Annotated in this window: 25 protein-coding genes; 2 read left to right on the top strand and 23 right to left on the bottom strand. The window is 44.9% G+C overall.

Annotated features, from left to right (window positions below):
• Positions 1-25: 25 nt before the first annotated feature.
• From ADU37_RS09615 to ADU37_RS09700, 18 genes are all read right to left on the bottom strand, one after another.
• Complete coding sequence (locus ADU37_RS09615) at positions 26-898, bottom strand: thiamine pyrophosphate-dependent enzyme (RefSeq protein WP_058947375.1); 873 nt, start codon at positions 896-898, stop codon at positions 26-28.
• Complete coding sequence (locus ADU37_RS09620; protein ID WP_058947376.1) at positions 895-2,607, bottom strand: 2-oxoacid:acceptor oxidoreductase subunit alpha; 1,713 nt, start codon at positions 2,605-2,607, stop codon at positions 895-897. Before ADU37_RS09620 ends, ADU37_RS09615 begins: the two co-directional genes overlap by 4 nt.
• Before the next feature lie 137 nt (positions 2,608-2,744).
• Positions 2,745-3,395: a peroxiredoxin gene (locus ADU37_RS09625; protein WP_058947377.1), complete on the bottom strand. Its 651-nt coding sequence runs from the start codon at positions 3,393-3,395 to the stop codon at positions 2,745-2,747.
• Positions 3,396-3,526: 131 nt separating this feature from the next.
• Positions 3,527-4,267, bottom strand: a complete 741-nt coding sequence (locus ADU37_RS09630) for an N-glycosylase/DNA lyase (protein WP_238981965.1) — start codon at positions 4,265-4,267, stop codon at positions 3,527-3,529.
• A 61-nt stretch (positions 4,268-4,328) separates the two neighbouring features.
• The gene (nuoI, locus tag ADU37_RS09635; protein ID WP_058947379.1) at positions 4,329-4,946 is read right to left on the bottom strand and encodes an NADH-quinone oxidoreductase subunit NuoI; all 618 of its coding nucleotides are present in this window, start codon (positions 4,944-4,946) and stop codon (positions 4,329-4,331) included.
• A gap of 5 nt (positions 4,947-4,951) precedes the next feature.
• Positions 4,952-6,127: an NADH-quinone oxidoreductase subunit D gene (locus tag ADU37_RS09640; protein ID WP_058947380.1), complete on the bottom strand. Its 1,176-nt coding sequence runs from the start codon at positions 6,125-6,127 to the stop codon at positions 4,952-4,954.
• A gap of 10 nt (positions 6,128-6,137) precedes the next feature.
• Entirely contained in the window at positions 6,138-6,665 is a 528-nt protein-coding gene (locus tag ADU37_RS09645; protein ID WP_058947381.1) for an NADH-quinone oxidoreductase subunit C, read from the bottom strand.
• Positions 6,662-7,249: an NADH-quinone oxidoreductase subunit B family protein gene (locus tag ADU37_RS09650; protein WP_058947382.1), complete on the bottom strand. Its 588-nt coding sequence runs from the start codon at positions 7,247-7,249 to the stop codon at positions 6,662-6,664. Before ADU37_RS09650 ends, ADU37_RS09645 begins: the two co-directional genes overlap by 4 nt.
• A gap of 10 nt (positions 7,250-7,259) precedes the next feature.
• Positions 7,260-8,189, bottom strand: coding sequence for a respiratory chain complex I subunit 1 family protein (locus ADU37_RS09655; protein ID WP_058947383.1), 930 nt, complete (start codon positions 8,187-8,189; stop codon positions 7,260-7,262).
• A 3-nt stretch (positions 8,190-8,192) separates the two neighbouring features.
• Entirely contained in the window at positions 8,193-10,046 is a 1,854-nt protein-coding gene (locus ADU37_RS09660; protein WP_058947384.1) for a proton-conducting transporter membrane subunit, read from the bottom strand.
• Positions 10,043-11,527, bottom strand: coding sequence for a proton-conducting transporter membrane subunit (locus tag ADU37_RS09665; protein WP_058947385.1), 1,485 nt, complete (start codon positions 11,525-11,527; stop codon positions 10,043-10,045). Before ADU37_RS09665 ends, ADU37_RS09660 begins: the two co-directional genes overlap by 4 nt.
• On the bottom strand, positions 11,524-11,865 hold the full coding sequence (locus ADU37_RS09670; RefSeq protein WP_058947386.1) for an NADH-quinone oxidoreductase subunit K: 342 nt from the start codon (positions 11,863-11,865) through the stop codon (positions 11,524-11,526). Before ADU37_RS09670 ends, ADU37_RS09665 begins: the two co-directional genes overlap by 4 nt.
• On the bottom strand, positions 11,862-12,575 hold the full coding sequence (locus tag ADU37_RS09675; protein WP_058947387.1) for a Na(+)/H(+) antiporter subunit B: 714 nt from the start codon (positions 12,573-12,575) through the stop codon (positions 11,862-11,864). Before ADU37_RS09675 ends, ADU37_RS09670 begins: the two co-directional genes overlap by 4 nt.
• Complete coding sequence (locus ADU37_RS09680; RefSeq protein WP_058947388.1) at positions 12,569-12,844, bottom strand: DUF4040 domain-containing protein; 276 nt, start codon at positions 12,842-12,844, stop codon at positions 12,569-12,571. Before ADU37_RS09680 ends, ADU37_RS09675 begins: the two co-directional genes overlap by 7 nt.
• A complete protein-coding gene (gene mnhG / locus ADU37_RS09685) occupies positions 12,837-13,250 on the bottom strand; it encodes a monovalent cation/H(+) antiporter subunit G (protein WP_058947389.1) in 414 nt (137 codons plus the stop codon). Before mnhG ends, ADU37_RS09680 begins: the two co-directional genes overlap by 8 nt.
• Positions 13,247-13,495, bottom strand: coding sequence for a monovalent cation/H+ antiporter complex subunit F (locus ADU37_RS09690; protein ID WP_058947390.1), 249 nt, complete (start codon positions 13,493-13,495; stop codon positions 13,247-13,249). The genes mnhG and ADU37_RS09690 overlap by 4 nt, the downstream gene beginning before the upstream one ends.
• Positions 13,492-13,998 carry a Na+/H+ antiporter subunit E gene (locus ADU37_RS09695; protein ID WP_058947391.1) on the bottom strand — a complete coding sequence of 169 codons (507 nt, stop codon included), beginning with the start codon at positions 13,996-13,998 and terminating at the stop codon, positions 13,492-13,494. The genes ADU37_RS09690 and ADU37_RS09695 overlap by 4 nt, the downstream gene beginning before the upstream one ends.
• Before the next feature lie 228 nt (positions 13,999-14,226).
• Positions 14,227-14,727: an ACT domain-containing protein gene (locus tag ADU37_RS09700; RefSeq protein WP_058947392.1), complete on the bottom strand. Its 501-nt coding sequence runs from the start codon at positions 14,725-14,727 to the stop codon at positions 14,227-14,229.
• Positions 14,728-14,872: 145 nt separating this feature from the next.
• Here ADU37_RS09700 and ADU37_RS09705 point away from each other — a divergent pair, with 145 nt between their 5' ends.
• Positions 14,873-16,126: a radical SAM protein gene (locus tag ADU37_RS09705; protein ID WP_058947393.1), complete on the top strand. Its 1,254-nt coding sequence runs from the start codon at positions 14,873-14,875 to the stop codon at positions 16,124-16,126.
• 646 nt (positions 16,127-16,772) lie between these two features.
• Here the strand turns inward: ADU37_RS09705 and ADU37_RS09710 are convergent.
• The 3 genes from ADU37_RS09710 to ADU37_RS09720 are packed head-to-tail and all read right to left on the bottom strand — an operon-like array spanning position 16,773 to position 21,033.
• Positions 16,773-18,200 carry an McrC family protein gene (locus tag ADU37_RS09710; RefSeq protein ID WP_058947394.1) on the bottom strand — a complete coding sequence of 476 codons (1,428 nt, stop codon included), beginning with the start codon at positions 18,198-18,200 and terminating at the stop codon, positions 16,773-16,775.
• Positions 18,201-18,214: 14 nt separating this feature from the next.
• Positions 18,215-20,599 (bottom strand): AAA family ATPase, encoded by a 2,385-nt coding sequence (locus ADU37_RS09715; protein ID WP_058947395.1) that lies wholly within the window; start codon positions 20,597-20,599, stop codon positions 18,215-18,217.
• Positions 20,587-21,033 carry a hypothetical protein gene (locus ADU37_RS09720; RefSeq protein WP_058947396.1) on the bottom strand — a complete coding sequence of 149 codons (447 nt, stop codon included), beginning with the start codon at positions 21,031-21,033 and terminating at the stop codon, positions 20,587-20,589. Before ADU37_RS09720 ends, ADU37_RS09715 begins: the two co-directional genes overlap by 13 nt.
• A 1,084-nt stretch (positions 21,034-22,117) precedes the next feature.
• Here ADU37_RS09720 and ADU37_RS09725 point away from each other — a divergent pair.
• On the top strand, positions 22,118-24,052 hold the full coding sequence (locus ADU37_RS09725; RefSeq protein ID WP_238981966.1) for an alpha-amylase family glycosyl hydrolase: 1,935 nt from the start codon (positions 22,118-22,120) through the stop codon (positions 24,050-24,052).
• Between the two features lie 19 nt (positions 24,053-24,071).
• Here ADU37_RS09725 and ADU37_RS09730 read toward each other — a convergent pair whose 3' ends face one another.
• Positions 24,072-25,385 (bottom strand): RNA-guided endonuclease TnpB family protein, encoded by a 1,314-nt coding sequence (locus ADU37_RS09730; protein WP_058947397.1) that lies wholly within the window; start codon positions 25,383-25,385, stop codon positions 24,072-24,074.
• On the bottom strand, positions 25,382-26,002 hold the full coding sequence (locus ADU37_RS09735) for an IS607 family transposase (RefSeq protein WP_058947398.1): 621 nt from the start codon (positions 26,000-26,002) through the stop codon (positions 25,382-25,384). Before ADU37_RS09735 ends, ADU37_RS09730 begins: the two co-directional genes overlap by 4 nt.
• Between the last annotated feature and the right edge of the window lie 80 nt (positions 26,003-26,082).

Consider the following 26,082-nt stretch of genomic DNA (forward strand, 5'->3'; position numbering starts at 1 on the left):
TCCTCCACCTCAAAATTTATAAAAATCAAAACGTTCTCTTAGCCTCCAAAATTTTTCCAATTTCTTCAAGCTTAGGCTTCCTCTGCCACAGCGGTGTCTTGTCCTTCTTATAAGCTGGAACCTGCTCTTCAAAGGTTGGCTTTTCGTGGATGTAGAACACTCCCAGCGGGAGGGGATCGCTCTCTATAGCTCTCCTAAATGCCTCCTCCCTATCGTACGGGTTGTGATCCTTCATCCAGTAAGTGTGCTCGCGGTACCACTCGTAGGTGTTCACCTTGTTGAAACTCACGCATGGGTGGAAGATGTCCACTATGGCTAATCCCTTATGCTGGATGGCCTTTTTGATTATCTCCACGCTCTCCTTAAAGTATCCCATAAAAGTCCTTGCTACAAAAGAAGCATCAAGGGCTATTGCTAAAGCTATTGGGTTGAAAGGCTCTTCAAAGACTCCCCAAGGTTGAGTGGGGGTTTTCATCCCCAGCATTGTTGTTGGAGAAGCTTGGCCTTTAGTCAAACCATAAATCTGGTTGTTATGGACTAAAACCGTTATGTCCGGGTTTCTTCTTATGGCGTGGAGTAGGTGGTTGCCTCCTTCAGCGTACATGTCTCCATCTCCACCCTCCGCTATTACCGTCAAAGACGGATTTGCGGCTTTAACAGCTGTGGCTATTGGAATTGAACGACCGTGAAGTGTATGATAACCGTTGGCGTTTATGTAGTGGGGCATCTTTGCAGCTTGGCCGATTCCGCTTATTATGACAACATCCTGCGGCCTTAGGTTGAGTTCAGCAAAAGCAGACTTCAAAATGTTCCTAATACCGAAGTTTCCACACCCCGGGCACCAGGCTATATCCTTGCTTCCGGGTCTTTTGGATTCAAAAATAAGCGGAGAAATCATTCTAACACCCCCTTAAGAGCATCAAGAATCTCTTCAACGGAGAAGGGTCTTCCATCATACTTCAAAATCTTGTGATGCACTTCCACTCCAAACTCCTTCTTTAAAAGGTCTGCAAATTGAGCGGTAACGTTTTGCTCGATGTCTACTATCACTTTGCCCTCCAAGAGACCTTTGACCCTCTCGGGCAGAGGATACACCCACTTAAAGTGTAAAAACGCTACGTCTTCCCTGTTGAGAACTTCGAGGGCTTCTCTTATCACATGGTAGGTTGAACCCCATGCGACAATGACGTATTTCGCATCCTCTCTCCCCACAAGTTCCGGCATCATGGCATTTTTCCTTATCGTTTCAAGCTTCTTTATTGCCCTTTTCTCCTGCATCAGCCTTGAAAGTTCTTCGTCTTCAGTTATGTCTCCCCACTCGTCGTGTTCGTTTCCATTAGCCACCACAACCCCCTTTCCGTATCCGGGAATGCTCCTTGGAGAGATGCCGTCTTCGGTGAGCTTGTACCTCTTGTAGTCCTCATCGCTCTCGACAATGTATTTTTCCACTTTGATTTTGCTTAGATCAAGCTCTGGGAGGTTGTAGTAAGTGTCAACAAAATACTGATCCGTTAAGATTATAACGGGCACTTGGTATTTGTCAGCTAAATTGAAAGCCTCTGCCGTAAGGTAAAAAGCCTCCTCAATGCTCCCCGGAGCTAAAACTATTCTTGGAAACTCGCCATGTCCAGAATAAAGAACAAGGTTCAGGTCGCCTTGCATTGTTCTTGTGGGTAATCCCGTTGCCGGACCGGGTCTTTGGGCGAGATGAATTACCACTGGATTTTCCGCCATTCCAGCCAGACTTAGGGCTTCGCTCATCAAGGCAAAGCCGCCTCCCGAGGTTGTTACCATTCCCCTCGCACCGGCGAACCATGCTCCCAGAGCCATGTTTATTGCAGCTATCTCATCCTCCACCTGCTCCACTATTATCTCAAAGTCTTCAGCATGCTGGGCAGAGAAAACCGCAACACCTGTGGAGGGGCTCATGGGATAAAAGCTCAGGAAGTTCATCCCCCCAGCGACCGCACCCAAGGCTACGGCCTCGGTGCCGCTTAAAAGGAGCTCATTCTTAACGTTTTCATCTCTTTTAACTTCAATTCCAATTGTTCCCTCTTCACAAAGCTTCACTCCAAGCTCATAACCTCTCTTGGCGGCTTCAATGTTTTTTAACACAACCCCTTCTCCTTTGCTGCCAAATCTTTTCCTCAGATATTCCTCAAAAACCTCAAAGTCCCCGTGGAAGAGTCCAATCACAACTCCCGCTGCTATTGTGTTTAAATACAGAGGACTGCCAACTCCTTTTGCCATTTCATTGAGAGGCACTTCAACGAAGTTCACCCTGCTGAGGTATTCCTCCTCAACGTTTTCTTTTTCGCCAAGAACCACTGTATTTTCTGTTAACCTTTTTTCCACCCAGGGAAGAACTCCACGCTTGAACGGGATTAGGATATCGATTCTCCTTACAAAAGCCCTTACCTTTTTTGATGATACTCTGATTTCGGTGGTGTTTATTCCACCCCTAACCCGTGACATGTACTCTTTGTTCGCATAGACGTTGTAGCCAGAAAGCTTCAAGACCCTTGTGAGGATTTCCTCAACTGTCTGAATCCCCTGACCTGCTGCACCGCCCAAAACGATAGAAACATCCTCCTTAAACTCGACCATATGCCATCCCTTCCAATAAAGTTCGACTTTCGTCATAATAAGGTTTATGGATTAGGTTTATATAATTTTCTTCTAAAGCCCTAACGATGAAGAAAGCAAACAAACTCTGGGAAAAAGACAGAATTAAAGAGAAGAGATCACTCAAGCTTCTTGTAGCAGAACCACCAGTCGTAGCACTCTATCTCGCCCTTGGCCTTCGCTTCCTCGCGTTCTTTAACTTGGTCAACTGTACTGGCCGGTGGGACAATGACTTTGTCACCTATAAGCTCATTGTTGGGCCACTTGTGGGGCAAAGCAACTCCCTTCTCGGTGCTTATCTTCAGGGCCTTGACGAGCCTTAAAATCTCGTCCCAATCCCTACCAACTTCGGCTGGGTAATAGACTATTGCCCTGATAACGCCTTTGTCATCAACAACAAAGACCGCTCTGGCAGTTATTGTGGCACCGCTTGGTATCATGCCGAGCCTATCGGCTAGGTCTCCTCTATCGTCTGCTATTACTGGGAAGGTTATCTCCTCCCCGAGGTTCTCCTTGATCCATTCCATCCATTTGATGTGGCTGAATACTTGGTCAACGCTCAGTCCAATTGGCTCAACACCGAGCTCTCTGAACTTATCGATTCTCTTTTGTAGAGCGTAGAACTCAGTGGTGCAGACCGGGGTAAAGTCGGCCGGGTGGCTGAAAAGAAGGAACCACTTGCCCCTTTCTGCAAAGTAGTCCGGGAGCTTTATCACTCCATGGGTTGTTTTTACCTCAACCTCTGGAAACTTTTCACCGATAGCTACCATCTTCATCACCTCGCTTGTTTTCATATGAAACTTTTAAAGTTCGAATATATAAACCTTTCGGTTTTCCTAACAAAACTCAGAAACCCTAATTAGTTCAGCGACGTTTCCATTCCTAAGTTCGAAAGAATAACTCAAAGAGACACAAGTTGTAAAACCAGCCCGGATTTTTCACAGTGCTTCTTCAGTCTCTCAATGATCCTTCTATCTCCCCCGAGTACGGGCCAGAGGATGGAATCTATGTGGAGGGGAGGTATTCCAACTTCCCTCGAAATTTTCCTCCAGAATTTTACTGGCTCCTCGGATGTAAACCTTCTTGTATAATTTTCGATTCTGAAGTCTTTTGGGATGTCGATTTCCATTGGATAGGGGATGAACTCTTTGAAAGCTATCCTTGAGGCATAGCCAAACATTTTTACAGCAAAAACAATTGTTTTTGCATCTTCCTTTGAACTCATGACCCCTGCCAGACGATCCCGAAATCTCAGCATGTTGTGGTAGTAATTCCTTAAATCCTCCCCCGTTAGAGAGTTCAAAAAAGGCTCCAGCTTTTTAAGACGAGCCATCTTTGACTGAATTAATCTCCTGTTGGTTTTCGAGTTTGGTAAGAACTCGGAGTAAGCTGCTACGATGCCTTTTGGAGGGTTTTTTGAGAAGTACTCCGAGAACTCCCACCACCAGTTCTCTCCTTTGGCAGAAAGCTGATAGCTAACGATTGAATTAGCCACCACAAGCTTGAGAAAGAGCTCACCATCGTTAAGGTTTTTGTAAAGGTTCTCCAAAGCCGAAAACTGCAGGTCAACCTTCTCCTCGATTGTTCTTGCGCATTCAACACCGAGTTCCTTAAGAATGCTCTTGAGGGCTTCAACTTTCAATTTTCCCACCAAAAAGAAAAAGGGGGTAAAGCCTTATAGAATTTGCGAAAAATAAAAGAGGCTACTCGGCTTTCTTTTCTTCTTTAGCCTCTTTCTCCTCTGGTGGCTTGGGCTTTGCCGGTGGCTTTAGACCGTAGCCGAGAATCCTGAACTCTATCGCTTCACCGTCCCTCAAGATGTATCTTACCCTACCATCTTCAAGGTGCTCTATCTTCGCTAAAGGATGCCTGTAGTCTTTGAACTTTCTAACCTTCTCCTCCGGCAGGGGAACCCAGTCAAATAGCTCAAGCTCTTCCTCTTTCCACTCGGTTGTGAGGAGATAATTCTCCACATAGCCCAAGGCATTTGTGGGACAGACATCAACACAGAACTGGCAGAAAGTACAGCGTCCGTAGTCTATCTTCGGGTGGGCCCTCTTCTCGCCCTCTATCCAAGTCATCTCTATTGCCCTCGCTGGGCATATCTGGCCACACATGTTACAGCCTATGCACGTTTTCCAGTTGAGCGTGTGGAACCCCCTATACTTCTCGGCTATTTGTGTCTGTTCGTAGGGAATCTTAATGGTAACGGGTTTTTTGAAGAGGTACTTAAGCCCAAGCCACGGCTTGAGGAATGAGGGTTTCTTCTTAACTTTCTCCTCAGGGGCAACTTTAAATTCAACCTGTTTTGCGCTCTCCATTTTTATCACCTGTCTATGTCGGGTGGGCAGTTGTCGAGGCTCACCAAAATCACGGACACGTCTGCCAACCTCGCTCCAACCAAAAGCTGCTCTATGACTCTGATTCCATGGGCTATGCTCGGGCCTCTTATCTGAACCCTGTAAGGCTTGTTTCCTCCATCGCTTACTACATAAGCCCCAAAGTCACCTTTGCTCGACTCCACGTGAGCGTAAGCGTCTCCAGCTGGCACCTTAAACCTTGGAAGGGCCTTAAAGCCAGCGTGCTCCACCTTGTATGGCCCGCTCGGTGGCCCCATTTCAAGGAGCTGTTCAAGGATGTAAAGATCCTGTTCAAGTTCAAACCTTCTTACGAGAACTCTTGCCAAGGCGTCTCCCTCTCTAAGCACCGGCACCTCAAAGTCAAGCTCTGGGTAAAGGAGATATGGGTCGAGCCTTCTGACATCGGCCCTAACTCCCGTTGCTCTGAGGTTTGGCCCGGTTACACCTTCTTCTAAGGCAAATTTCTTGTCCATAACCCCAATTCCCTCAAGCCTCTTGAATGTGATGTAGTTCTCAAAGAGGACGTTGTCAAAGTCTTTAAGTTTGTCTTTTAGATACTCCACAGTGTCCTTCAACTGCCTTAACCACTTGTCACCGGGTATGTCCCTTCTAACTCCGCCCGGAATCGTGTAGATGTGATAAACCCTCGCTCCGGTAAGCTGCTCGAAGAGCGCCATGAACCTCTCTCTATAAGCGGCGGCCCACTGTCCAGCGGTGTAGACACCGAGCTTAAACGCCATTCCCATAGTCCAGAACAGGTAAGCGCTAACCCTTGCCATCTCGAGAACCGTTGTCCTTATCCATTGGGCTCTCTCCGGAACCTCCCATCCCATGAGCTCGTCAACTGCCATCGAGTAGATTGCCTCCGGCACATCTGGCTCGGGAACGCATATTCTCAAAAGGAGGGCTATGTTTGTGTACCATGGCCTGTATTCGGCAAGCTTCTCAAACCCTCTGTGGAGGAAACCGGGGTTAGCTATGGCCTTGACCACCCTGTTACCGTCCATTTTAAGGATTAGGCTGTAGTTCTCGGTGGCCATGTGCTGTGGCCCAAAGAACAACTCGTAAGTGTCCTTTTCAAGGGGTAAAAGCTCCATCCCATTTTCTCTCGCTTCCCTAATCAACTCCTGTTGTGAAACCATCTATCTCACCTCAGATCACATAGTTTTCCTTATCCTCTTCAAACCTATCGAGCAGTTTGTACTTCCTCTTGACATAGCCAAGCATGTCAAAGTCCTTCCTGTGAGAAACCCCGGCTTCTCTGTCCTCATCTTCAAGAATCCATGGCATTTCAAGCTTATCGTTACCCTCAAAGGTTACCTTGTAGAATTCATGGGCGTCTCTCTCATAAGTTTCTGCTACCGGATAGATGTCCCTAACACTTGGAACCTTTGCCCTATCAACGTCCCTTGGAATCCTCGTCTTTACAAAGGCATGAACTGCATATGTGTAGCTCCACATCTGGTAAACGAGCTCTATCTCACCGTCCTTTGGCCAATCAACCGCCGTTATCTGCATCATCGACTCAAAGTTGTTTTCCTTGAGGAGGAGAAGAAACTCCCTTATCCTGTCGGCTGGAATCTTGAATTCTATTCTTCTCTGCCTTCTAACCCTCCCCTCTGCGTACGGTGCTTTTTGGAGTATGGTATCCACGATTACCTGCTCTTTTTCAAGGCTCATTGCTCTCCTCCTCCAGTTTCTTTCTTTTTATTCATTAGCCATGGAATCCATCTTCTCGCGGTTCTCTCCCTCCAGCCCTCACCAAAGAGCTCGTCCTGGTTCTTCTTATAGTATTCGTAGTTTTCCCTGTAGCGCTTCCATCCATCGGCTTTGCCCGTTTCTATGAGTTCCATCATCTTCTTTATTCCGTCCATCACAGCCTCCGGCCTCGGCATACAGCCGGCTATTGCCACATCCACCGGGATGTACTTATCAAGGTGCTTTATTGCGTTGTAAGCGTCCCAGTAAATGCCGCCGTTGAGGGGACATGAACCGTGGGCGAGTACGTACTTAGGATCGGGCTGCATCTCGTAGGTTATTATTATTCTCTTCAGGGTCTTTGGAGTTACATAACCGGTGATGAGGAAGAGATCGGCCATTCTCGGCGCTGGATTGGGCATCATACCGAAACGCTCAAGGTCGTATCTTGAGGTCATTAATGGGGGCATTTCTATACCCCCACATCCTGTACAGAATGCAACAATCCACATGCTTCTCTTTCTCGCAAAGTTGATGAGCGGTTCATACAACCTCCAATCTACCATCTTCTCCACCTCACAAGCTTGCTAAGATAGCTCCAAGGGCCGCTATAATTGTGGGCCACTTCCAGTAGAACTTTGCGGCTTGATCTATGGTGAACCTCGGGAATATTGCGCCAACGAATGTCGCTATCAGCAGTACCGCCACCTGCTTGACGAGGAGCACGGCAAGGCTCGCTATGGTGTTGAGTATCGGACTTGCAAATGCCGTGACCACTCCTCCGCCGAGGAAGATGTTGGCGAAGAACAGCGTCTCCGCGAAGAGGGCTATGGCGTGCTGTATCTGCAGTATTCCCATGTGCTTTCCTCCGAACTCCACCATTGGACCGAGGGATATCTCACCCGGGGCTATCATGATGTCGAAGGGCTCCTTTCCGAACATCGCCTGCAGGACAATATCATAGGCTATCGCAGCAAGCAAGAGCGGAAGGTGAATTATGCTCCAGCCCATTGTCTGCTGGGCCATGACTATTTCGTAGGTGCTGAAGGTTCCGTAAAATTCAGCCAAGGCGATTATGGCAAATCCGAGCGGTACTTGAATCGCTAAAAGTGTAAGCAGGGCTCTCTGGGCACCAATGCCCGCATAAGGGTTCCCCGAGCTCATTGCAGCGAACATTATTCCCAGCATTGGGATTTCGAGGAGGAAGGTGATGAGGATTAAATCACCATAGGCTCTAAGGATTCCAATGCTGCCAAGTGGAATGAACATCAGGGCCAATATTGTCGCTCCTAAAGCGTAGATTACGCCAAAGTCGTAGATCAAACCGTGGGTTATGTTGCTCTTTTTGGAGAGAAGCTTTATTGTATCAAGGATGGGCTGGTAAATCGGGGGCCCAATCCTTCTGTGAATTCTTGCCGTGACTATTCTGATTATTCCCATGAACATGAACCCTACAAAGGTCGCATAAATTAAAATTAGGAGAGCCTTCAAAGCGGTTTCAATCATTCTTTACACCCCCCACAGTGCAAGGATTAGCAAGATTATTGCCAGATACCACGCGTAGCTTTGGACGCTTCCGTTGTAGATGTAGTTTCTCAAAACCTCGGCCAAGTCCTCAACCCATGCCCCAATGTCGCGGTAAAGCCTATCGAAGCTTATCCTGAGCCAGAAGGCAAGGGCCTCCTTGAGCGGAAGGAAGAAGTTCCTCCTTATGGTTAGGTTGTACTCCATTGTAACGGGGTTAGCGGATTGATATGTATCGGTAACTGGCACTTTCCTGACCTTTGCCCCAAGGAAGTAGATTATTCCAGCTATTATGATGCCCACTATGAGGTATATCACTATCGCGAGAGCGTTGTACCTTCCAAAGCCAAGGTCGAGGACGAAGAGGTTTCCGCCGATAACTTCCTTTCCAAATATTTTGTTGAGTTCCCTCGCAACGAGGCCGGGCGCTATGCCCAGGACAACGTTGAAAAGTGCTAAGATTGCCATCGCTATCGCCATTGGCAGCGGGGCATCCTTGGTGTCGTCAAGGTCGGTTGGCCTTTGCCCGAACCAGACGGCGTATGTGAACCTTATTAGGTAGACAAAACCTATTGCGCTTCCAAAGAAGACTATACCACCAAGTATTGGAAGGTTCTGGCTTATAACGGCTTCAAAGAGCACCCACTTGCTGGCAAAGCCAACGAGTGGGGGTATTCCGGCTAAGCTTAAAATCGCCACGAAGGCCATGGCGAAGGTGAAGGGCATCTTCTCGGCCAGTCCTCCCATGTCCGCAAAGGTCGTCTTGCCCGTTCTGTAAACGATGGTGGCCACTATGAGGAAGAACAACCCCTTGAAGAGTGCGTGGCTTAGAGCGTGGAACAGAGCTGCCTGCATGCTTAAAGCCGTGCCCACTCCTATGCCCACCAGTATGTAGCCGATTTGGCTTATACTTGAATAAGCGAAGAGCTTTCTTATGTCCTCTTGAAGAGCCGCCAAAAGACCACCGACGATTATTGTTAAACCACCGAGGAAGGCTATAATGTAGCCGAACTTTGTCGTGCTTCTAAACCCTCCAAGTTCGATAGCCAGGCGAGTCCCCATGAGGATGTAGAGCATTACAAGACCATAAACACCGGCTTTGCTTAGAACTCCGCTGAACATTGCTGCGTAGCTTTGATTGGTCTCGGAGTAAGCGTCGGGCGCCCAAACGTGGAGTGGAAACATTCCCGCTTTAACTCCAAATGCAATGAGGAAGAGCAGGTATATAAGGGCGCTCTCACCTTTGCTGAAAACCGTATCTGCCCCAAAAGCCGCTGCATAAGCTTCTTTGTACATTGCCTGCTGTATCTGGGCAAAGTCAAACGTGCCGAGCTTTGCGTAAATAATTCCCAGTGCAATAAGCATCGCATATGCTCCAAAGACACTCAACAAGAAGTACTTTAGCGAAGCAGCTCTGTTGTAGCGGAGGACCATCATGAAGCTCGCAAAGGTCATTATTTCCCAGAAGATGAAGAAAGTCATAAGGTCGTTTGCGAGGAATACTCCAAGTACTCCGCTGAGGCTCATTAACGCAAATAACCATTCATAGCTGTCCTTAGCAGTCGAAACCAGTGCCAAAACTGCCGAAAATCCCACCAAAGCACCTATCCCTAGGAAGAACCAGTTCAATGTGTTTAGGGCAAAGGTTAGCTTAAAGACGCCCAAGTTGAGGACAAAGCTAAGGCCCTCGCCCGTCTTCTGGTATAGCAGAGCGGTGTATCCGAGTGAGACCCCGGCTCCTAAAACACCAAGGGTCTCTCTAATGCCTTTCATGTCAATGAGCCACGCCAGAGCACCGGCTATTAGGGGAGCAAATATAACTAAGGCAAGTTCGTTCATGGGCTCACCCCCATTAGAGGAACGTTCTTAACATACTGGGCAACGTTGAAGATGTCACTTCCAGCTTTCTGCATAACATTCCAGAATGGTTCTGGATAGATTCCAATGAGCATTATTAACGCCACCAGCAAGAGCATCACCAATGCCAGCACGCTGTTTTCCTTCACTTTCTCGCCCTCTCCCTTGAACCATATTGTGTGTATCAGCCTTATGTAATAGGTAGCCTCCACCAAGCTTGCACCCAAGATCAGTGCGACCACCCAAGTGTACCGAGCATTTAACGCGGCAAGGATAAGTTGCATTTTGCTCCAGAAGATGTTGAATAGCGGTATCCCAATGATGCTTATTGCACCAATGGTTATTGCAAACGCGGTTACCGGCATTCTCTTTCCTAAGCCTTCAAATTTGTCCATTTCTGCCCCTCCAAGCTCCACCGCAACGTAGCCAACTGCCAAGAACATAAGGGCTTTAACTATTGCATGGTTAAACATATGGAATACGCTTGCGCTTACACCGCTTGCTGTTCCCAAGGCTAAGCCCACGGCAATCAGACCAACCTGAGCTATACTGGAATAGGCAAACATTCTCTTGACATTGCTCTGTCTTAACGCACTCATCTCACCAACGATAACAGTGAGGGTCCCCAAGATTATCAGCAACCTTAGGATTGAACTCCATCCTTCTGCGGCGCTGAGAATATACACAACCCTTCCGATTGCGTATAAAGAGGCTTTAACCACAAAGGCGGAGAACATTGCCGTCACTGGGTGTGGGGCTTCTTGATACGCATCAGGCGCCCAGGCGTTAAGTGGGAACTGCTCCGCCTCAACTGCCAATCCAAAGATAAGCAATGCTAAACCTACTTTAGCAGCGATGGGATTAATTAGATTTGCCAACTGTGCAATGTGAGCCATGTTGAGCGTTCCAAGACTACCGTAAATCAAGGCGATACCGACGAGGAAAAAGCTTGAGCCAACTCCTCCGAGGACAATGTACTTTAGAGCAGCTTCACTCGCTTCTCCGGTTTTGTTGTAAGCGGTCAATGCATAAGCGCTGATTGCGGTGATCTCCATGAAGACGAAGAGGTTGAAGAGGTCTCCAGTGGAAATCATACCGGTTGCACCGAGCATGAGGAGCAAGAACAACATTGCATACTTGTCCTTTGGTTCAACGCTAACGGATTTAACGCTAAAGATTGCCATCAGGAAGCTGGCAACTGCAATAACTAAGACGAAGAGTGCTGCAAAGTGCCCAATGTAAAGGTTGATTCCCACTGGGGGCTTGAATCCACCTGTCATGATTATTATGGGCTTTCCAGTTGAGTAAACCTCGCTAAACACCCATGCTGCAATTCCGGTCTGGATTAGCGTTACCAAAGCCAAGAAGGGCATCACTGCATTTTTGCTAATTCTCTTGAGTATTGGAATGAAGAATGCACTAAACAACGGTAACGCGATGAGGAGTGAAGCGTACTGACTCATCCCCTCAACCTCCTTATCTCTTCTACATTAAGGGTCTTGTACTTCTCGTAGAGGTTTATAACAACACTCAAGGCCATCGCAGTTGTTGCAACGCCAATAACTATTGCCGTAAGAACCAGAGCTTGAGGAATTGGATCCACGGCTTTATCTGGAGTTATTCCCTCGCTAAGTATGGGGGCGCTTTTTCCGCTCACATAGCCAACACTAATGAGCAGTAAATTAACCCCGGTTTCCATTATGCTGAGCCCAACGAGCATCTTAAGGACGTTCCTCTTTACCAACACTGCATAAAATCCGATAAGGATTAATGCGATTGAAGCAAAGTAGTAGGGGTTCATTGCCCTCCCTCCTCGGGCTCTTTAACCATGTTGTCAACGATTCCGGTAAGCTCAGTGCCGACCTTTATTCCGATTAGGGTGTAGATTATTGGTATGAAACCAGCACTGAAAAGTCTCCCTATATTTTCCCTTCCGATTCCCCATGTTTGCCATATCCAGTCAAAGAGGAAGTAGCCGCCTATTGCTAAACCTATAAGACCAACCGTAACGTAGCCAACACCGGCGAGACCTTCAAGGGGCTCAAAGATTTTGTGATCTATTTCGTAGACCGTAAAGGCCAAGTAGAGGAACAGGAACGCTGTTGCGATTGTTGCCCCGCCAGGGAATCCTCCACCCGGAGTCAGGTGTCCGTGGATGAAGATGTAAGCCCCAAAGAGCATTATGAAGGGTAAAAGGAGCCTTGCACCGGTTGTTAAAACAACGCTTCCCTCTGTTTTTGCAGTTCTCTCCCTCTTCTTTCTCCATAGAAGGGCGGCAACACCTGTGGAAGCTATGAACAGCACGGTAACTTCTCCCAGAGTATCAAAACCTCTGTAGTTAACGACCACAGCGGTTACAGCGTTTACTGCTCCGGTTTCTTCCTTAACATGCTCGAGGTAATATTTGCCTACGAGCATTCTATCTTCTCCGAAGGGAACCTGGTCGAGGGCTTTTGCCATCCAGAAACCTATTATCAAGATGAAAACTATGGCGAGGATACGCTTCACCATCTCACCCACCATCCCGTGCCTTCTTCCTCACTCTCGTATCTCTCGGTTCTCTTTATTGCGAAGATGAAAACTGCAGCGCTCAGAGCGGCCCCTATAGCTGCCTCAACCATAGCCACATCCGGCGCCTGGAGGAAGAAGAAGGCTATTGAGGCGAATAAGCTTACTGCAGCCATTCCAACTACCGCCGCCAAAAGGTCTCTCCACTCAACCGAGAAGATTGCGGAGAGTATCATAAGAGCGGCTATAAAAATGGCAACCCAGTCACTCATTCGTCTCAACCTCCTGGGAGGGTTCTTCCAAACTCTCTCCAATCTCTTCCACTTGCTCCAAAGAATAATTTGCCTCCTTGTACTTATCCACGACGCTGCCTTCCCATAAAGGCACTCCGCTCTTGTAAGCAGCCCTAATTAGTGCATGCGCCGCTATCGGATTTGTCAAAAGCAAAAACACGGCAATTATCAAGGTCTTTGGAATCCATGAATAGCTCCCAACTTCTCCAATGGCCCATATCCCAGTTCCAATGATGACGCCAAGGGACCCCAAAGTAGCGCTCTTGGTTGCAGTTTGCATTCTGTTGTAAACATCGGGCATTCTAATGAGACCTAATGAAGAGAGCACATAGAAGAATGTTCCAAAGAGCACAAGGGCTTGGCCAATTATTGAGGCAACGCTCATAGACCTCCCTCCATGTATCTGGCGAAGGCTATAACTCCAACGAAAGCAAGAACTGCATAAACTAACGCCACGTCAAGGAATATTGCTCTCCTGTAGTAGAGGGCAAACAGCACCATCAGCCCGGTGGTTAAAGTGGTCATTATGTCCACCGCAACTATTCTGTCGGCTGTCGTTGGTCCTCTGAAAAATCTGTACATGCTCAAAATAACCGCGATGGCTATTAGGTATAAATAAATCTCTATCATTCGAAGATCACCTTCAGGAATTTTTCAAAGGGTTTTGTTATGTTCTCAGAAGCCCCCTCTACACTTTTGTCTTTAACATCAATCCAGTGGATGAAGTAGCGATCGCCCTTAACATCGAGGGTAATTGTGCCCGGGGTTAGGGTTATTGAATTGGCAAGAGCCAGCTTTCCAACGTTGTTTGTGAGAACCGTTCTGCACTCAACAATTCCCGGATTTATTGGCCTTTTTGGATGTAAAACACGGTATGCAACGTCCAGATTTGCCATTATCATTGCCCAAAGGAAGTAGGGTATGTACGCTATGAAATACAGCACCCTTTTCGGATTAAGGTTTTCTAAGCCTCTCTCTGTAAAAACTTCGTAGGTCAGCGCTCCAACCATTAATGAAAATATCGCCCCGATGGTGAGCTCTTGAGGATCAAGGCTGCTGGTTAAAAACAACCAAATAATAAACAATATCAAAACGGTGTAGATGTACCGGCTTATCTTGCTTGCTTCTCCCATTTAACAACCCTCCACAAGCCAAGGTTGAAATTTTTTACACCTAACGTTTCTAACCTTTATTGGGAGATTGATATTTATAAACCTTATCAAAATACCAAAAGGTTAAAAACCAATGGTTAAACAAATAAAAACTTGCTTTCCTGAATTTAACATAAAGAAAAATCACCGACAAACCGTATCAAGATTATGGCCCAATGTGTACATCAAGATAATAAGTTAAAAGAGAGCTCAATAAATGGAAATACGCTTAACACCCTCAAGCTTCGATAGTTCATTTATCAGTTCTCCTGGAATAGGCTTCTCGGTGATTATGGTCAAAGTGGCCTCCGGATAAAGCTCCGGATCTTCTGCAACAACCTGTACAATGTTTATCCCTCTCTCTGCAATCTTTGATGCTATCTTTGCCAGTATCCCTATGGCCCTTGGCTCGGGCTCTATCTCTATGACTCCATATCCGACATGCCTTCCGACGAACTTCATATGAACTGTGGGCTCGAGGTTCGTGTATACCTCTCTAAGCTCCGGGATTTTTAGTATCATGGAAACAGTCTCCTTGACAACCCTTCTATCAACGTCGAGGGCCTTGGCTATTTTTGTGTACGGAACCTCTATGTTGCCGCATTTTATTTTCATATCATCCGAAACCTTGAGACCGTATTTCAATAACAGTTTTGCTATTTGCTTTCTTACCGGATACTCATCAAAGTAGTGCTCAATTCTGCCCCACATTTTCCCCACCCCTGTTCATAATAGTTCATCATTAGACCGTTTGCTACAAAAGTATTAAAATGTTTCCATGCAGAACTGTGTCCAATTATAGTTTTATAAGTTTTGCTAAAGTTTTAAAAGAGCATAACCATTAAAGGGGAACGTTATGAGAATAAAGCTTCCAAATTCGTATTTTGAGGAAGTTGACAATAGCATAAGATTAATCTGGAGAAACACCCTCTATGCTGATTTTGAAAAAGCCCTCCTTGAAAAGGCCATTAGAAGAAAATTTAGAGTTAAACCCGAAATTCACGTTGAGAATGGATACCTTGTAGTGAATACAGAAAGCGAAGAGATTGAAAAATTCATTGCCTTCTTCATTCAGAGCCACCTTGGAGAATTTTTAAGGAGCAGGTACACGAGAAGAAAAGTGGTATACATCCACGAAGGGATGGAAGTTCCTCTTTTGGGATATAACGGATTTGGTTTGATAGATAGGGGGACTAATCTAATTCAAATCAGAGGCTCAACTGGGTGTAATGTCTCATGCATCTTCTGCTCCGTTGATGAGGGGCCATACTCAAGAACCCGGCTTCTTGATTACGTTGTTGATATCGACTATCTGCTGAAATGGTTCGATGAGGTTGCCAGGTTTAAGGGCAAAGGTCTGGAAGCCCATTTAGATGGGCAAGGTGAACCTCTGCTATATCCGTTCATTGTAGAACTCGTCCAAGGGCTTAGGGAAAACCCAAACGTTAGTGTGATTTCGATGCAGAGCAATGGGGTGTTGCTAAACGATAAACTTGTTGAAGAGCTGGCAGAGGCAGGTTTGGATAGGGTAAACCTCTCAATTCACTCCCTTGATCCCGAAAAGGCAAAAATGTTAATGGGAATGAAGGAGTACGATCTCAACCATGTTTTGGAGATGGCTGAGGCACTTGTAAATGCCGGGATTGACGTTCTTTTGGCTCCGGTAATAATTTTTGGGATAAACGACAATGAAGCGGAGAAATTTATAGAGTTTGCAAGAAAAATTGGTGCCGGGAAAAGATGGCCTGCTTTGGGTTTCCAGAACTACGTCCCCTATAAGTTCGGGAGACATCCCACAGTAAAGTTTCTATCATTTAAAGAGTTCTACGCATGGTTGAGAACTCTTGAAGAAAAAACCGGGATGAGACCACTTGTTCTAAGACCAGAACACTTTGGGATGCACAGGAGAAAATTTATTCCCTTGCAGTTCCACACCGGAGAAGTTGTCAAAGCAAAAGTCATCCTCCCGGGAAGAATTGATGGAGAAATGCTCGGAACAGCAAGGAGTAGGTTAATAGAGATAATAAACACGAACGCAAAAGTTGGCGATGAAATTAAGGTCAAAATAGTGAGAACAAGGCACGGAATCTACGTTGGGACTCCCGTTTAGAAAAATTTATTAATTTCCAGCCCTATGTGGATATTTGAGGGAAGGCTCATCTACTTATTGTGGCTGAAAGGTTTTTAAGTTTTCTTCATGACAGGGGTAATTACAAACGACATAATCGCCCGAAGATTATTCTTACCAGACCAAGAAGAGTGTTACAGGACAATCAGACAAATCCGCTGGCCAAACGGAGTAGCTAATACTGCGGCAGTAAAAACATTCAGAAGAACGGACACACGCCGAAAAGAGCCCAGAAATACCACTGCAAAAACTGCAGAAAACACTTCAACGACCTAACAAGAACAATATTCGACCACCACTTATGATTCTCTGAAGGAGGGTTTGGGGATTATTAATTCTCATGGTGGTTCTCAGAACTAATATCAACCAGAATATCTAGATGAGCGTTATTTTTAATCAACACTCTCGCTGTGAAAACAGCCCTCTCATGCCTTCTTTTTACACATGATTAAAATTTCATGTTTCTAAGGAAAATTATTGTGGTCAAAATACGTGTATTGTCTCCAAACCCAGATGTTACAAATTGCTCCAAATGAAGCCCTCAGAAAGCTCCTTTTCAAGCCACTTAAAAGAATCCTCATATTGTCCCCAATTCGAGATGTTATTCCTCGTTTGCATTCAAGTTACTTCATGGATTCAGAAGATCACAAAGTGATTTCTTAAGTGATTCCCCAAATTTCTTCTCAATTTCCTCAATTTTAAGCTCCTTTTTGAGAGTTTCCATGTCATACACCATAACTAAGAGCTTCCTGCCATCAAAAAACATAGCACTACCAACTGTGGCTTCATTGTCTTCTGTCTTAATGCTTGAGTTGTACGTATAGCTCTTGGGGAATATGAGGACAGTAGGTACTCTACTAACATCATATTTTTCCTCAAGAATCTTGGCATAAACGTAAACCTGCCTCAGCAAATCTGGACTAATCTGAAGTTTGCCCTCTTTAATCCCTAGGGGCCTGTATTTGGCATCTAATACTGCAACAGGAATGCTGTTCTTACTAATAATAAAATCAGGATACTGTTTTCTTGTTATTATGTTTCCTCCTTTTTTCTCATCAAATAAATTCAACTCTCTCTGATACTCGACTTCATACTCTTGGAGGCTTTTCTTGAGCACCCACAGTATGAACCGCTCAAACAATTCATTCATGTCAACGAAGAATCCTCCAACTTCTTCTCCAGAAATGCCACCAAAAGATTTCAAAATAATCTTAACAAGGTTAAAGGGTTTTCTAAATCGATCATTGAGACGAGTAAAATGCACTTTTCTCAAATCAGCCTCAGTTATCCGTCTAAAACTCACACCATCAAACACCATCATGAGCTCGCTCAGCAACTTCTTGTTGGCCAGCCACATTGTTTTTGAGAGCGAAAACCGTATCGTTGCATAGAATATCTGGTTAAGGAGGTTGTCCTCACTGAACTCATGAAGTTCAACACTGAATGTGTGTCTTTTGTGAGGCAACTTCTTTATCTGCCTGCTAACCAGAAGTTTCCCCCTTAGAAACTTCTCTTCCTGCTGTATCTCTTGATATTCACGGTAGTAACCTTTCTGCACTTCCTCCCACAGGCTTTTTGCGAAAAGGTGAATAAATATTTCGAGGATGCTATTAGGAATTTTTGAGTATCTAAGGTTGGCCAATTCTACATCTCGAATTTTCAGACCATAGGACACGTTAAGCATGCGAATAAATGCTAAAAGAGCTTCTTTCTGGCCTTGATAGTTTTGTTGATTTGTGCAGTTCTTATTTGAACCTTTTGACTTGAAGACTTTAGGAAGCACTTGGATGAGCAAGTTATCAATGGTCGCAAAACCGACATAATGCCGAGCCCTTACTGCATCGCTGTAGAGAAGTAGGAATCCCTTATTTTCATTTAACTCCGTTTCTTCTGGACTGTCATTGGACATTGATTTGGGAGGATTTCTGGCAAATGCCCTATTCAATTTCCTTAAACTTTTTTCTATCTCATGCTCTGATATCCCCAGCTTTTTTGAGAGACACCCATAAGAAACTTCGTCATGCTCGTAGAGGGTTAAAATTTTGAAGGAAGGCATAGAGCTCCCCTAAATCAGCTTTGTTCAGATTGTTGGAAACCATTTTCCAATTCCTGAGAGCTTTCAGGATTTCCTGAAGTGGTTTTCTCTGAAACTTCAGGTACTGAATTGATGATCTCCTGAAGAGCTTTAATAAAATCACTCTTCTCTGTTCCTAAGTCATATTTTTTGATTTTGTAAATTGAACTAGCCTCTATTTGCATGTTGGAAGCTGTGTTGAATTTGCTTGCAGGGATGACCTCCTCGACAAATTCACTTCCAAGTAACCACCGCAGGGAGTCCCAGTCATTGTAGAAGTACTCCATGAGTAAAGGTATTATCTCATAGTACCAAGCAAACCAAAGATCCTCTAGTGTTTTGACTTTCATGAAATAGCTGTGGCCTATCCTGTGGTCCCTGTCTTTAATTGCCTCAATTTTAATGTTCAGCTTTTCAAGTAGCTCTTTTAGGTTTATCCCTTCAATGGTCTTGTTCTCCAGTTCTTTTGGCTGTGGTTCAATCTCCAGAAATGCAAACCTTCTCCTTAGTGCGACGTCAAGTAATGCAATGCTTCTGTCTGCCGTGTTCATAGTCCCAATGATGTACAAGTTAGGTGGAACACCAAATGGTTCTCCTGAATATGGGAGGGTCACAATGATTTCGTTTTCCTCGCCTAAGCGTTTGTCATTTTCAAGGAGAGTTATCAGCTCGCCAAAGATTTTGCTAATATTACCACGATTAATTTCATCAACGATAAGGTAGAATTTTGGAGCGTCTTTGTCTTTGAAGATACCTTCTCTTTTTTCTTTAGACAGCGATAGTAGTCTCCCCCATAGCTTCTTCTTGAGCTCGTGGTATCTTCCGTAATCTTTTACAGCATCTTGTCTTAGATATTGGAGAAGTTCGTCAAGTTCATCGGCAAAGTCTCCGAGTAATTCCTTATGTCTTTTCAGAGTCTCAACAATTGCCTTAAGAGCAATCTTCTTGAAAATTCCATCCTCAACCACATAGACAACATTCTCTCCTTTGCTGACTGGTCTGAAGCCCTCAATGAACTCCTCATAACTGTAAGATTGGTGGAAGGTTACAAAGTCCCACCTATTTCCTGGTGTATTTTCTTTTGTTTCTAATCTCACATAATTTTGGGCGAGCCAAGTTTTTCCGGTTCCTGGTGGACCGTAGAGAATAATTTGACCTTTTCTTTCTAGGAGCTGAGTTATTTCTTCAGATAACTCGGGAGGAATCTGTTCGTTATTGTTGGAATCGCTATTTAAGCCATTTAGAACACTTTCCAAGACTTTTCCAAATTTGCCCCAGTCAAGTTTTTCTAGAGTGTATGGAATTGAAGGAAGCTCTTCCACAGTAACACCGTCGGAATTGTACCAAATAAACTCAACTCTCCTCGAGTGATTGTAATCCGTGCCTTCAATCGGGGACTCTTCGAGATATTTGTATTTTCCCGTAACTTTACAGATGGCAACTACCCTGTTAATTCCCTTCTTTAGTACAACAATATCCCCGATATTCATGTTGTAAAAATTGATTAGCATAGTTGCAACAGGATTAGCTCCTTTAGAGGTATATTGATAAATCTCCCGAAGCTTTTGCCCCAATGCTTCTCTAAGGCCTTTTTGAGAGTTAATATCTTTTGCAATCATGGAAATGTCTCCGACTTTTCCCCATCCAATAAATATCCTTTTTTCATTGTAAAATGCTTCTAAAAATTTGCCTTCCTCACCGGGATACATCTGCCAGACCTTAACTTTGTCAAAGAAGTTGAACATCTGGTCAATTTCAGCATTAATTGGAAATACATTTTCCGAGAGTTTACCCGCGATTTTTAGATATTCTTTTTTCAGTTCTTCAAAGGTCTCTTTGAATTCATTGTAATTGTGTTTATCGAATGAATAGTATCCCTCTAGAAACCTTCTGGAGCATGCGTTCATTATTGGGCAAGTTTCTATGTGCAACTTCCCATACAGCTCACCAAAGATGTTGAATAAGTTACCTTTTAGCCCAGAGAAATTCTCAGCTTGAGGATAATGCTTTTTAAGAAGTTCATAAACTTCATCCACCCATTCTTCCCTAAATTCGTTTGAATTTTTTACATCAACAACTACTTCAGCAAGCTTTTGGATATCCGCTTTTGGAGCCCCACTTAGAAAGCTCTTGAGAAGCCAAATATTTCCAGCCCATATCTTCTTATTAAACAGTTCTTTGAGAAGCTTTGGCATATCGCCCTCTTTGTTTTCGAGCTTTCTAACAATTTCAGTAATGTCTTCTATGTTTCTCAACCATCCAGAATTACCTGTCAAGTCAAAATACGACTCATCTCTCTTTCCAACAAATTCAACAAAGTTCTTCCAAAGGATTAATCTCTCATGTAGTTCTTTACGCTTACCCTCAATTAACCTTGACATCCTAACACCTCAATTTTGTTGCTAACTTTGTCAAGTATTCTTTTTACACTTTTCCAGTAAATTAAATCTTTTTCAGTTTTAATTTTTTCTTCATTTACCAGATATGCCCCTTTCGGAGTCTGGACAATTAGCTTTTGTTCCAAAAGCTCTTCAAGAGTGTCGTCTAAAGATTTCCACGGTTTTATGATATTGAAGAACATTTCTCGATCCACATAGTAGAGAACTGCCAAGAATTCTTCAAGGTCATTTTTAGTAACTCCTCTGCTCTTCCCTCTAACATGCTGGAGGTAGTAAATAACATTCAGGAGCAGAAACCTTCTTCTCCCAGCCCTAAGCCAGTCCTCCCAATGTTCAAGGTGCTCCTCAGGATGCTCTACACACTGTCTAATGTACTCAGAGATTTCTTTTGTTCTCTTGTTAGAATCCTCATTCATAAATAACACCCTTATCCTTTTGGCTCATCTACTTATTGTGGCTGAAAGGTTTTAAGTTTTCTTCCCGAGTATTAGATCATGACAGGGGTAATTACAAACGACATAATCGCCCGAAGATTATTCTTACCAGACCCAGAAGAGTGCTACAGAACAATCAGACAAATCCGCTGGCCAAACGGAGTAGCTTGATTGCGGGAGAACTGAAGGTTTTTACTGACGAGTATTCCATTTATGATTCTCTGAGGGAGGGTTTGGGGGTTATTAATTCTCATGAGCGGGTTAATCATTCTGGGAGAGAGTTTGCACGTTGTGAGCATGTTAACAGTTGTGAGAACAGGCATGGTTTTCTGAGGGCTTATCCGAGGAAGTATCGTGTGCCAGCTTGAGTTGCAGGGTTATTTGGACTTTCTGGCGTTGCTTTTGAATAACAGGTGGGGGTGGTTCCCAGAACTAATATCAACCAGAATATCTAGATGAGCGTTTGGGAATTTTGCATTTATCAACTTAAAACAGAAAGTACAGCCTCGGGGGGAGCGGGAAAATCATACGGAAACGTAACCGTCAAAGATTGCTTCATCTACCCAAATTCCAATTTTGGAAAATTGTAGCGAAGGAACTAAAAGCCGGAGGGGAAAATGTCGTAATGCTTGAATTCCCTACAAAATGCAACGGGCAATTTTTAGCGGTGTGGGTTGAAGAAGTAAACATCACATACTCCCCTTTCTCCTCGAAAGGCAGTGCAAAAAATTGCTCTCGACAATATAGAATGCCCTTAACAAAACTTTAATATATCTAGAGGATGATCACTACCGGTGATACACAATATGAAGAGATGGGCTTCTGGGGTAGTGATGGTAATTCTCATAATAGGAACAATGGCTTCTGGGTGCGTTCAACAGAGTGTTCCTAAAACTACCGAACAAACTCTAACCCTTCCAGAAGGCAATTACAGCACTATTTATCTCAATGAAGAAACCAAAGAGACTTGCCCTCCAGGAAAAACCCCTGTAACTTTCACCTATAACCCACAGGAGGAGAATGTCACCTCCGTTAGCTTGCGCGGAACCTTCAATGACTGGGGAGAGTGGCCAATGGAAAAGAGGATGGAGTATGGACAATTTCCGTGTGCTTGGAACCTGGTAGATACGAATACAAGTTCTTCGTGGATGGCGAATGGGTAAAGGATATGTCCGCTGTAGACTCAACGGCCGATACCTACGTTGATGACGGCTTTGGCGGAAAAAATGCCGTCAAAATCGTAAAAGGCGAAAAAGGTCTGGGAATAGAGCATGACCCCAAAAATCCCGCATATCTCTCAATTGCCGATAATAGGACGGTGATCAGGTTCAAAATACATCCCAACCAGATAAAATCAGCCCTTCTCGTAACCTCCAATGGAGAATACGAAATGGAGCGCCAGCTCTGGTGGGGTTCTGGAGAAGTCTGGAGGGCTGAAATTCGGGAAGTGAAGCCAATTAAATATTACTTTAGGCTTGCGACAAAAGAGGGAGACGTTCTTCTTCTCAATACTTCCACCAATCCCTTCTTTACATTCGACGGGATAAACAGGTTCCCCCAAGTTGAATGGGTGGGCAAAGGAATAGGATACCGGATATTCCCGGATCGCTTTAACAACGGCGACCCGAGCAATGATCCCTTAGCCCTCCAAAACGACGAGCTCTGGTTCAATGAACTCACGGATAAGAAACCTACCCTTTCAAACTGGAGCGATTCTATAGGCCCGCTCCACTGCTGCCACCAGTACTTTGGTGGAGATATAAAGGGAATAATCGAAAAGCTCGATTACCTTCAAGAACTTGGAGTCACTGTTATCTACATAAACCCAATCTTTTTGGCTGGAAGCGCTCACGGCTATGATGTATACGACTATTACCGCCTTGATCCACAGTTCGGGAGCGAGGAAGACTTAAAGACCCTCATTGAAGAGGCCCATAAAAGAGGTATCAGAATCATCTTCGACTTTGTCCCCAACCACAGCGGAATCGGACACTGGGCATTCCTAGATGTTGCATCAAGGGGAAAAGAAAGTCCCTACTGGAACTGGTACTTTGTGCAGAGGTGGCCCTTCAAATTGGGTGATGGGAAAGCCTACCTCGGCTGGTGGGGACTTGGAAGTTTACCCAAGCTCAACACCGCTAACCCAGAGGTCAAGGAATACCTAATAGGGGCCGCTCTTTACTGGCTCGATTTTGGATTTGATGGCATTAGAATAGACGCTCCGCAAGAACTCATAAACGCTGAGGAGTTTTTCTCCGAGCTAAGGAAGGCCATCAAAGAAAAGCATCCCGATGCGTATATAGTTGGAGAAATCTGGTCATTATCTCCAAAATGGGTTCAGGGAAACATCTTTGATTCTCTTATGAACTACGCTCTTGGAAGAGACATCCTCCTAGCCTACGCAAGAGGGGACTGGAATGGAGAGGGGACACTAGAGCTTTTGGGCAGATACTATGCAAGTTATGGGGAAAACGTCGTTGCCATGGGCTTTAATCTGGTAAGCTCCCACGACACCTCGAGAGTCCTTACAGATCTTGGAGGCGGGAATTTAGGAGACAGCCCCAAACCAGAAGCAATACAGAGACTAAAGCTCCTATCAACGCTTCTATATACGCTCCCAGGCATGCCTGTGACTTTTCAGGGGGATGAGAGGGGGCTCCTTGGAAACAAGGAACACTTCGATTCGCAGAGGTACCCAATACAATGGGACAGTGTAAATGAGGAAGTTTTAGATCACTACAAAAGCCTTGCAGATTTGAGAAAAAGCGTTCCAGCATTAACAAGCAGCAAAATAAAGTTTTACACTGCAAAAGAAGGAGTACTGGCGTTCTTTAGAGGGCACGACGATGAAGTACTTGTGGTTGCCAACAATGCTCCAGAAGATACAGATATCTCTCTTCCTCCCGGAAGATGGAAGCTGGTGTGGCCAGATGGAGATAAAACATACGAGGGAAAGTTAACTGTCCCGGGGTTAAAAGTTTTGGTGCTTGTGAAAAGCTAGGTTCCGTTTCCTCCTGCACTTATTTTTGTTGCAGTCCTTGACTAATTATCATTAACGAGTTCTTGCAGTGCAGGAGGTTGGCCTCAACCACCAGCATCACCGGACTCACCGAGCCCTCCGCCGATGGCTCACAGGCCTTCGGGCTGAACGGAAACAGCCCCAACAAGTTCAAGACCGCAACAAAATCCCTGTCCATTGAAAAACCGCAAACCGGACACTCGAAAACCCTCCGACGCAGAGCGTCGTCACCGGGTTTAACCCTAAACGCACCACAATGCGGACAAACCTGAGAAGAATAAGCAGGATTGACAAAAACCACAGAAACACCATACTCAACCGCCTTCTCAAAGACAAAACGCTGGAAACCATTCATTCCAATGTTGTGAAGCGTATCCCTCAACCTCGCCTCGCTCTTTCTTCTTTTCCTCACAATCCTTTGATTAAAATTCTTCGGAACGGCTTCAAGGACGAGAGTAGCGTTCAACTTCCCAGCGAGATCAGCAAGCCTCATCGCCAACTTCCTTTGCAAGTCAACCCTCCTGTTCATCTTCCTCCTACCGAATTTTTTGAGGAGGTTTCTACCACGCTTTGAGGGTAGTTTCCTCTTCCAACCGACCGAGTGAGTCTTTTGAACCTGCTTCCTCACGTCAGAATAAAACCTCGTCATTCTGCCCAAATCCGTCTTAACCTGAATTAAAAACTCGCGAGTGCCAAAAGAGACATTATCGACGTTATAATCCACGCTAAGGAATCTTTCGGTTGGTTCAAGCTCGGTGAACTCTTTCTCAAAGATGAAGTATGCAAGAACTTTCCGCTCCTCTTCAACGACGCGGAGTTTCACGCCAGCCTTGACCTTCCAGCCCTCGTCAAGATACCTGAAGAAGAGTTTGTGCGGTTTCAGCGGGAGTTTTATCCTACCCCTTTTCGTCGTGAAGCCTATGATGAGGATTTTTCTCCCATTTTTCAGGACGTTGAACCGTGGAAACCTCTTGTAATCCCACAGAACGTCGTCCAGCCAGAGGGAGACGCGTTTGATGACGGGTTTCCCGGTTTTGGCCTTTCCCTTCTTCTTCAGTTCGAAGAAGCTCTTGGCTCTCGTCACTGCGTCTTGGCAAACCGTGTAATAATAGTGGGTTGGAAGATTGTGCTCCTCCTTGAGTTTTTTGTAGAAGATTTTCCTAAGTTTTAGATGGCTCTTCACTTTGTTTTCAACTGCATAGTTTGTCAGAAAGGTTAATATTTCCGAGTATTCGTCATAAATCTCTTTTATCGCCTCGAACTTCTTTCCCGTGAGTGGGAGGCTTTCGAGGATGACTGTTCGGGTTAGTTTCACTCGTTCTCAACCTCCGCGAGGAGTTTTTTAAATTCTTGAACGAACCTTTTGTTCTTGTGGCTCCTTAGCCCATAAAGTCTCCCGGCAAAGCTGGTTATTATTGCGATTAAGTCTTCAACGAGTTCTTCTTTTGGTGTCTTGTCTTCTTTGAAGACTGTTTCAATCCTCACGTTGTATGCTGAGAAGAGTTCTTCCAGATATTTGAAGCCGAATCGTGTAAGCCTATCTGGATAAGTGACGATAAGAACGTCATACTCGCTGTTTCTTGCGAGAGTGATGAGTTTTCTTAGGCCCTTTCTGTTTTCGTTCAGTCCAGAGGCTATTTCTTTCACCTCGTCCACGATTTGGTAGCCTTTGCTGATGGCGTATTGTTCGAGGGTTTTGAGTTGTGTTCCGAGGTCTTCTTTTTGGTCTCTTCCTGAAACTCTTGCGTAGAGGACTGCCCTCGTTGTTTCGTTCTTTTTACCCAGTAGTCGCTGGACTTCCTCCTCGGGAATTCTGAAGTCTCGGCCTATTTTGATGGCTCTGATTTTTCCAGCGTGAATCCAGCGAATTATGGTGACTTTGTTGTAGTTAAGGAGTTCTGCAACCTCAGAGGGTTTGTAAAATTTTGGCATTGATAACACCTAAGTCAATGTATGCAACGAAAATATTTAAAACTTACGCAAAATACCAACTAGAGAACAGCCTTTTTATT

This window comes from Thermococcus sp. 2319x1, assembly GCF_001484685.1.
Lineage (GTDB): Archaea > Methanobacteriota_B > Thermococci > Thermococcales > Thermococcaceae > Thermococcus_A.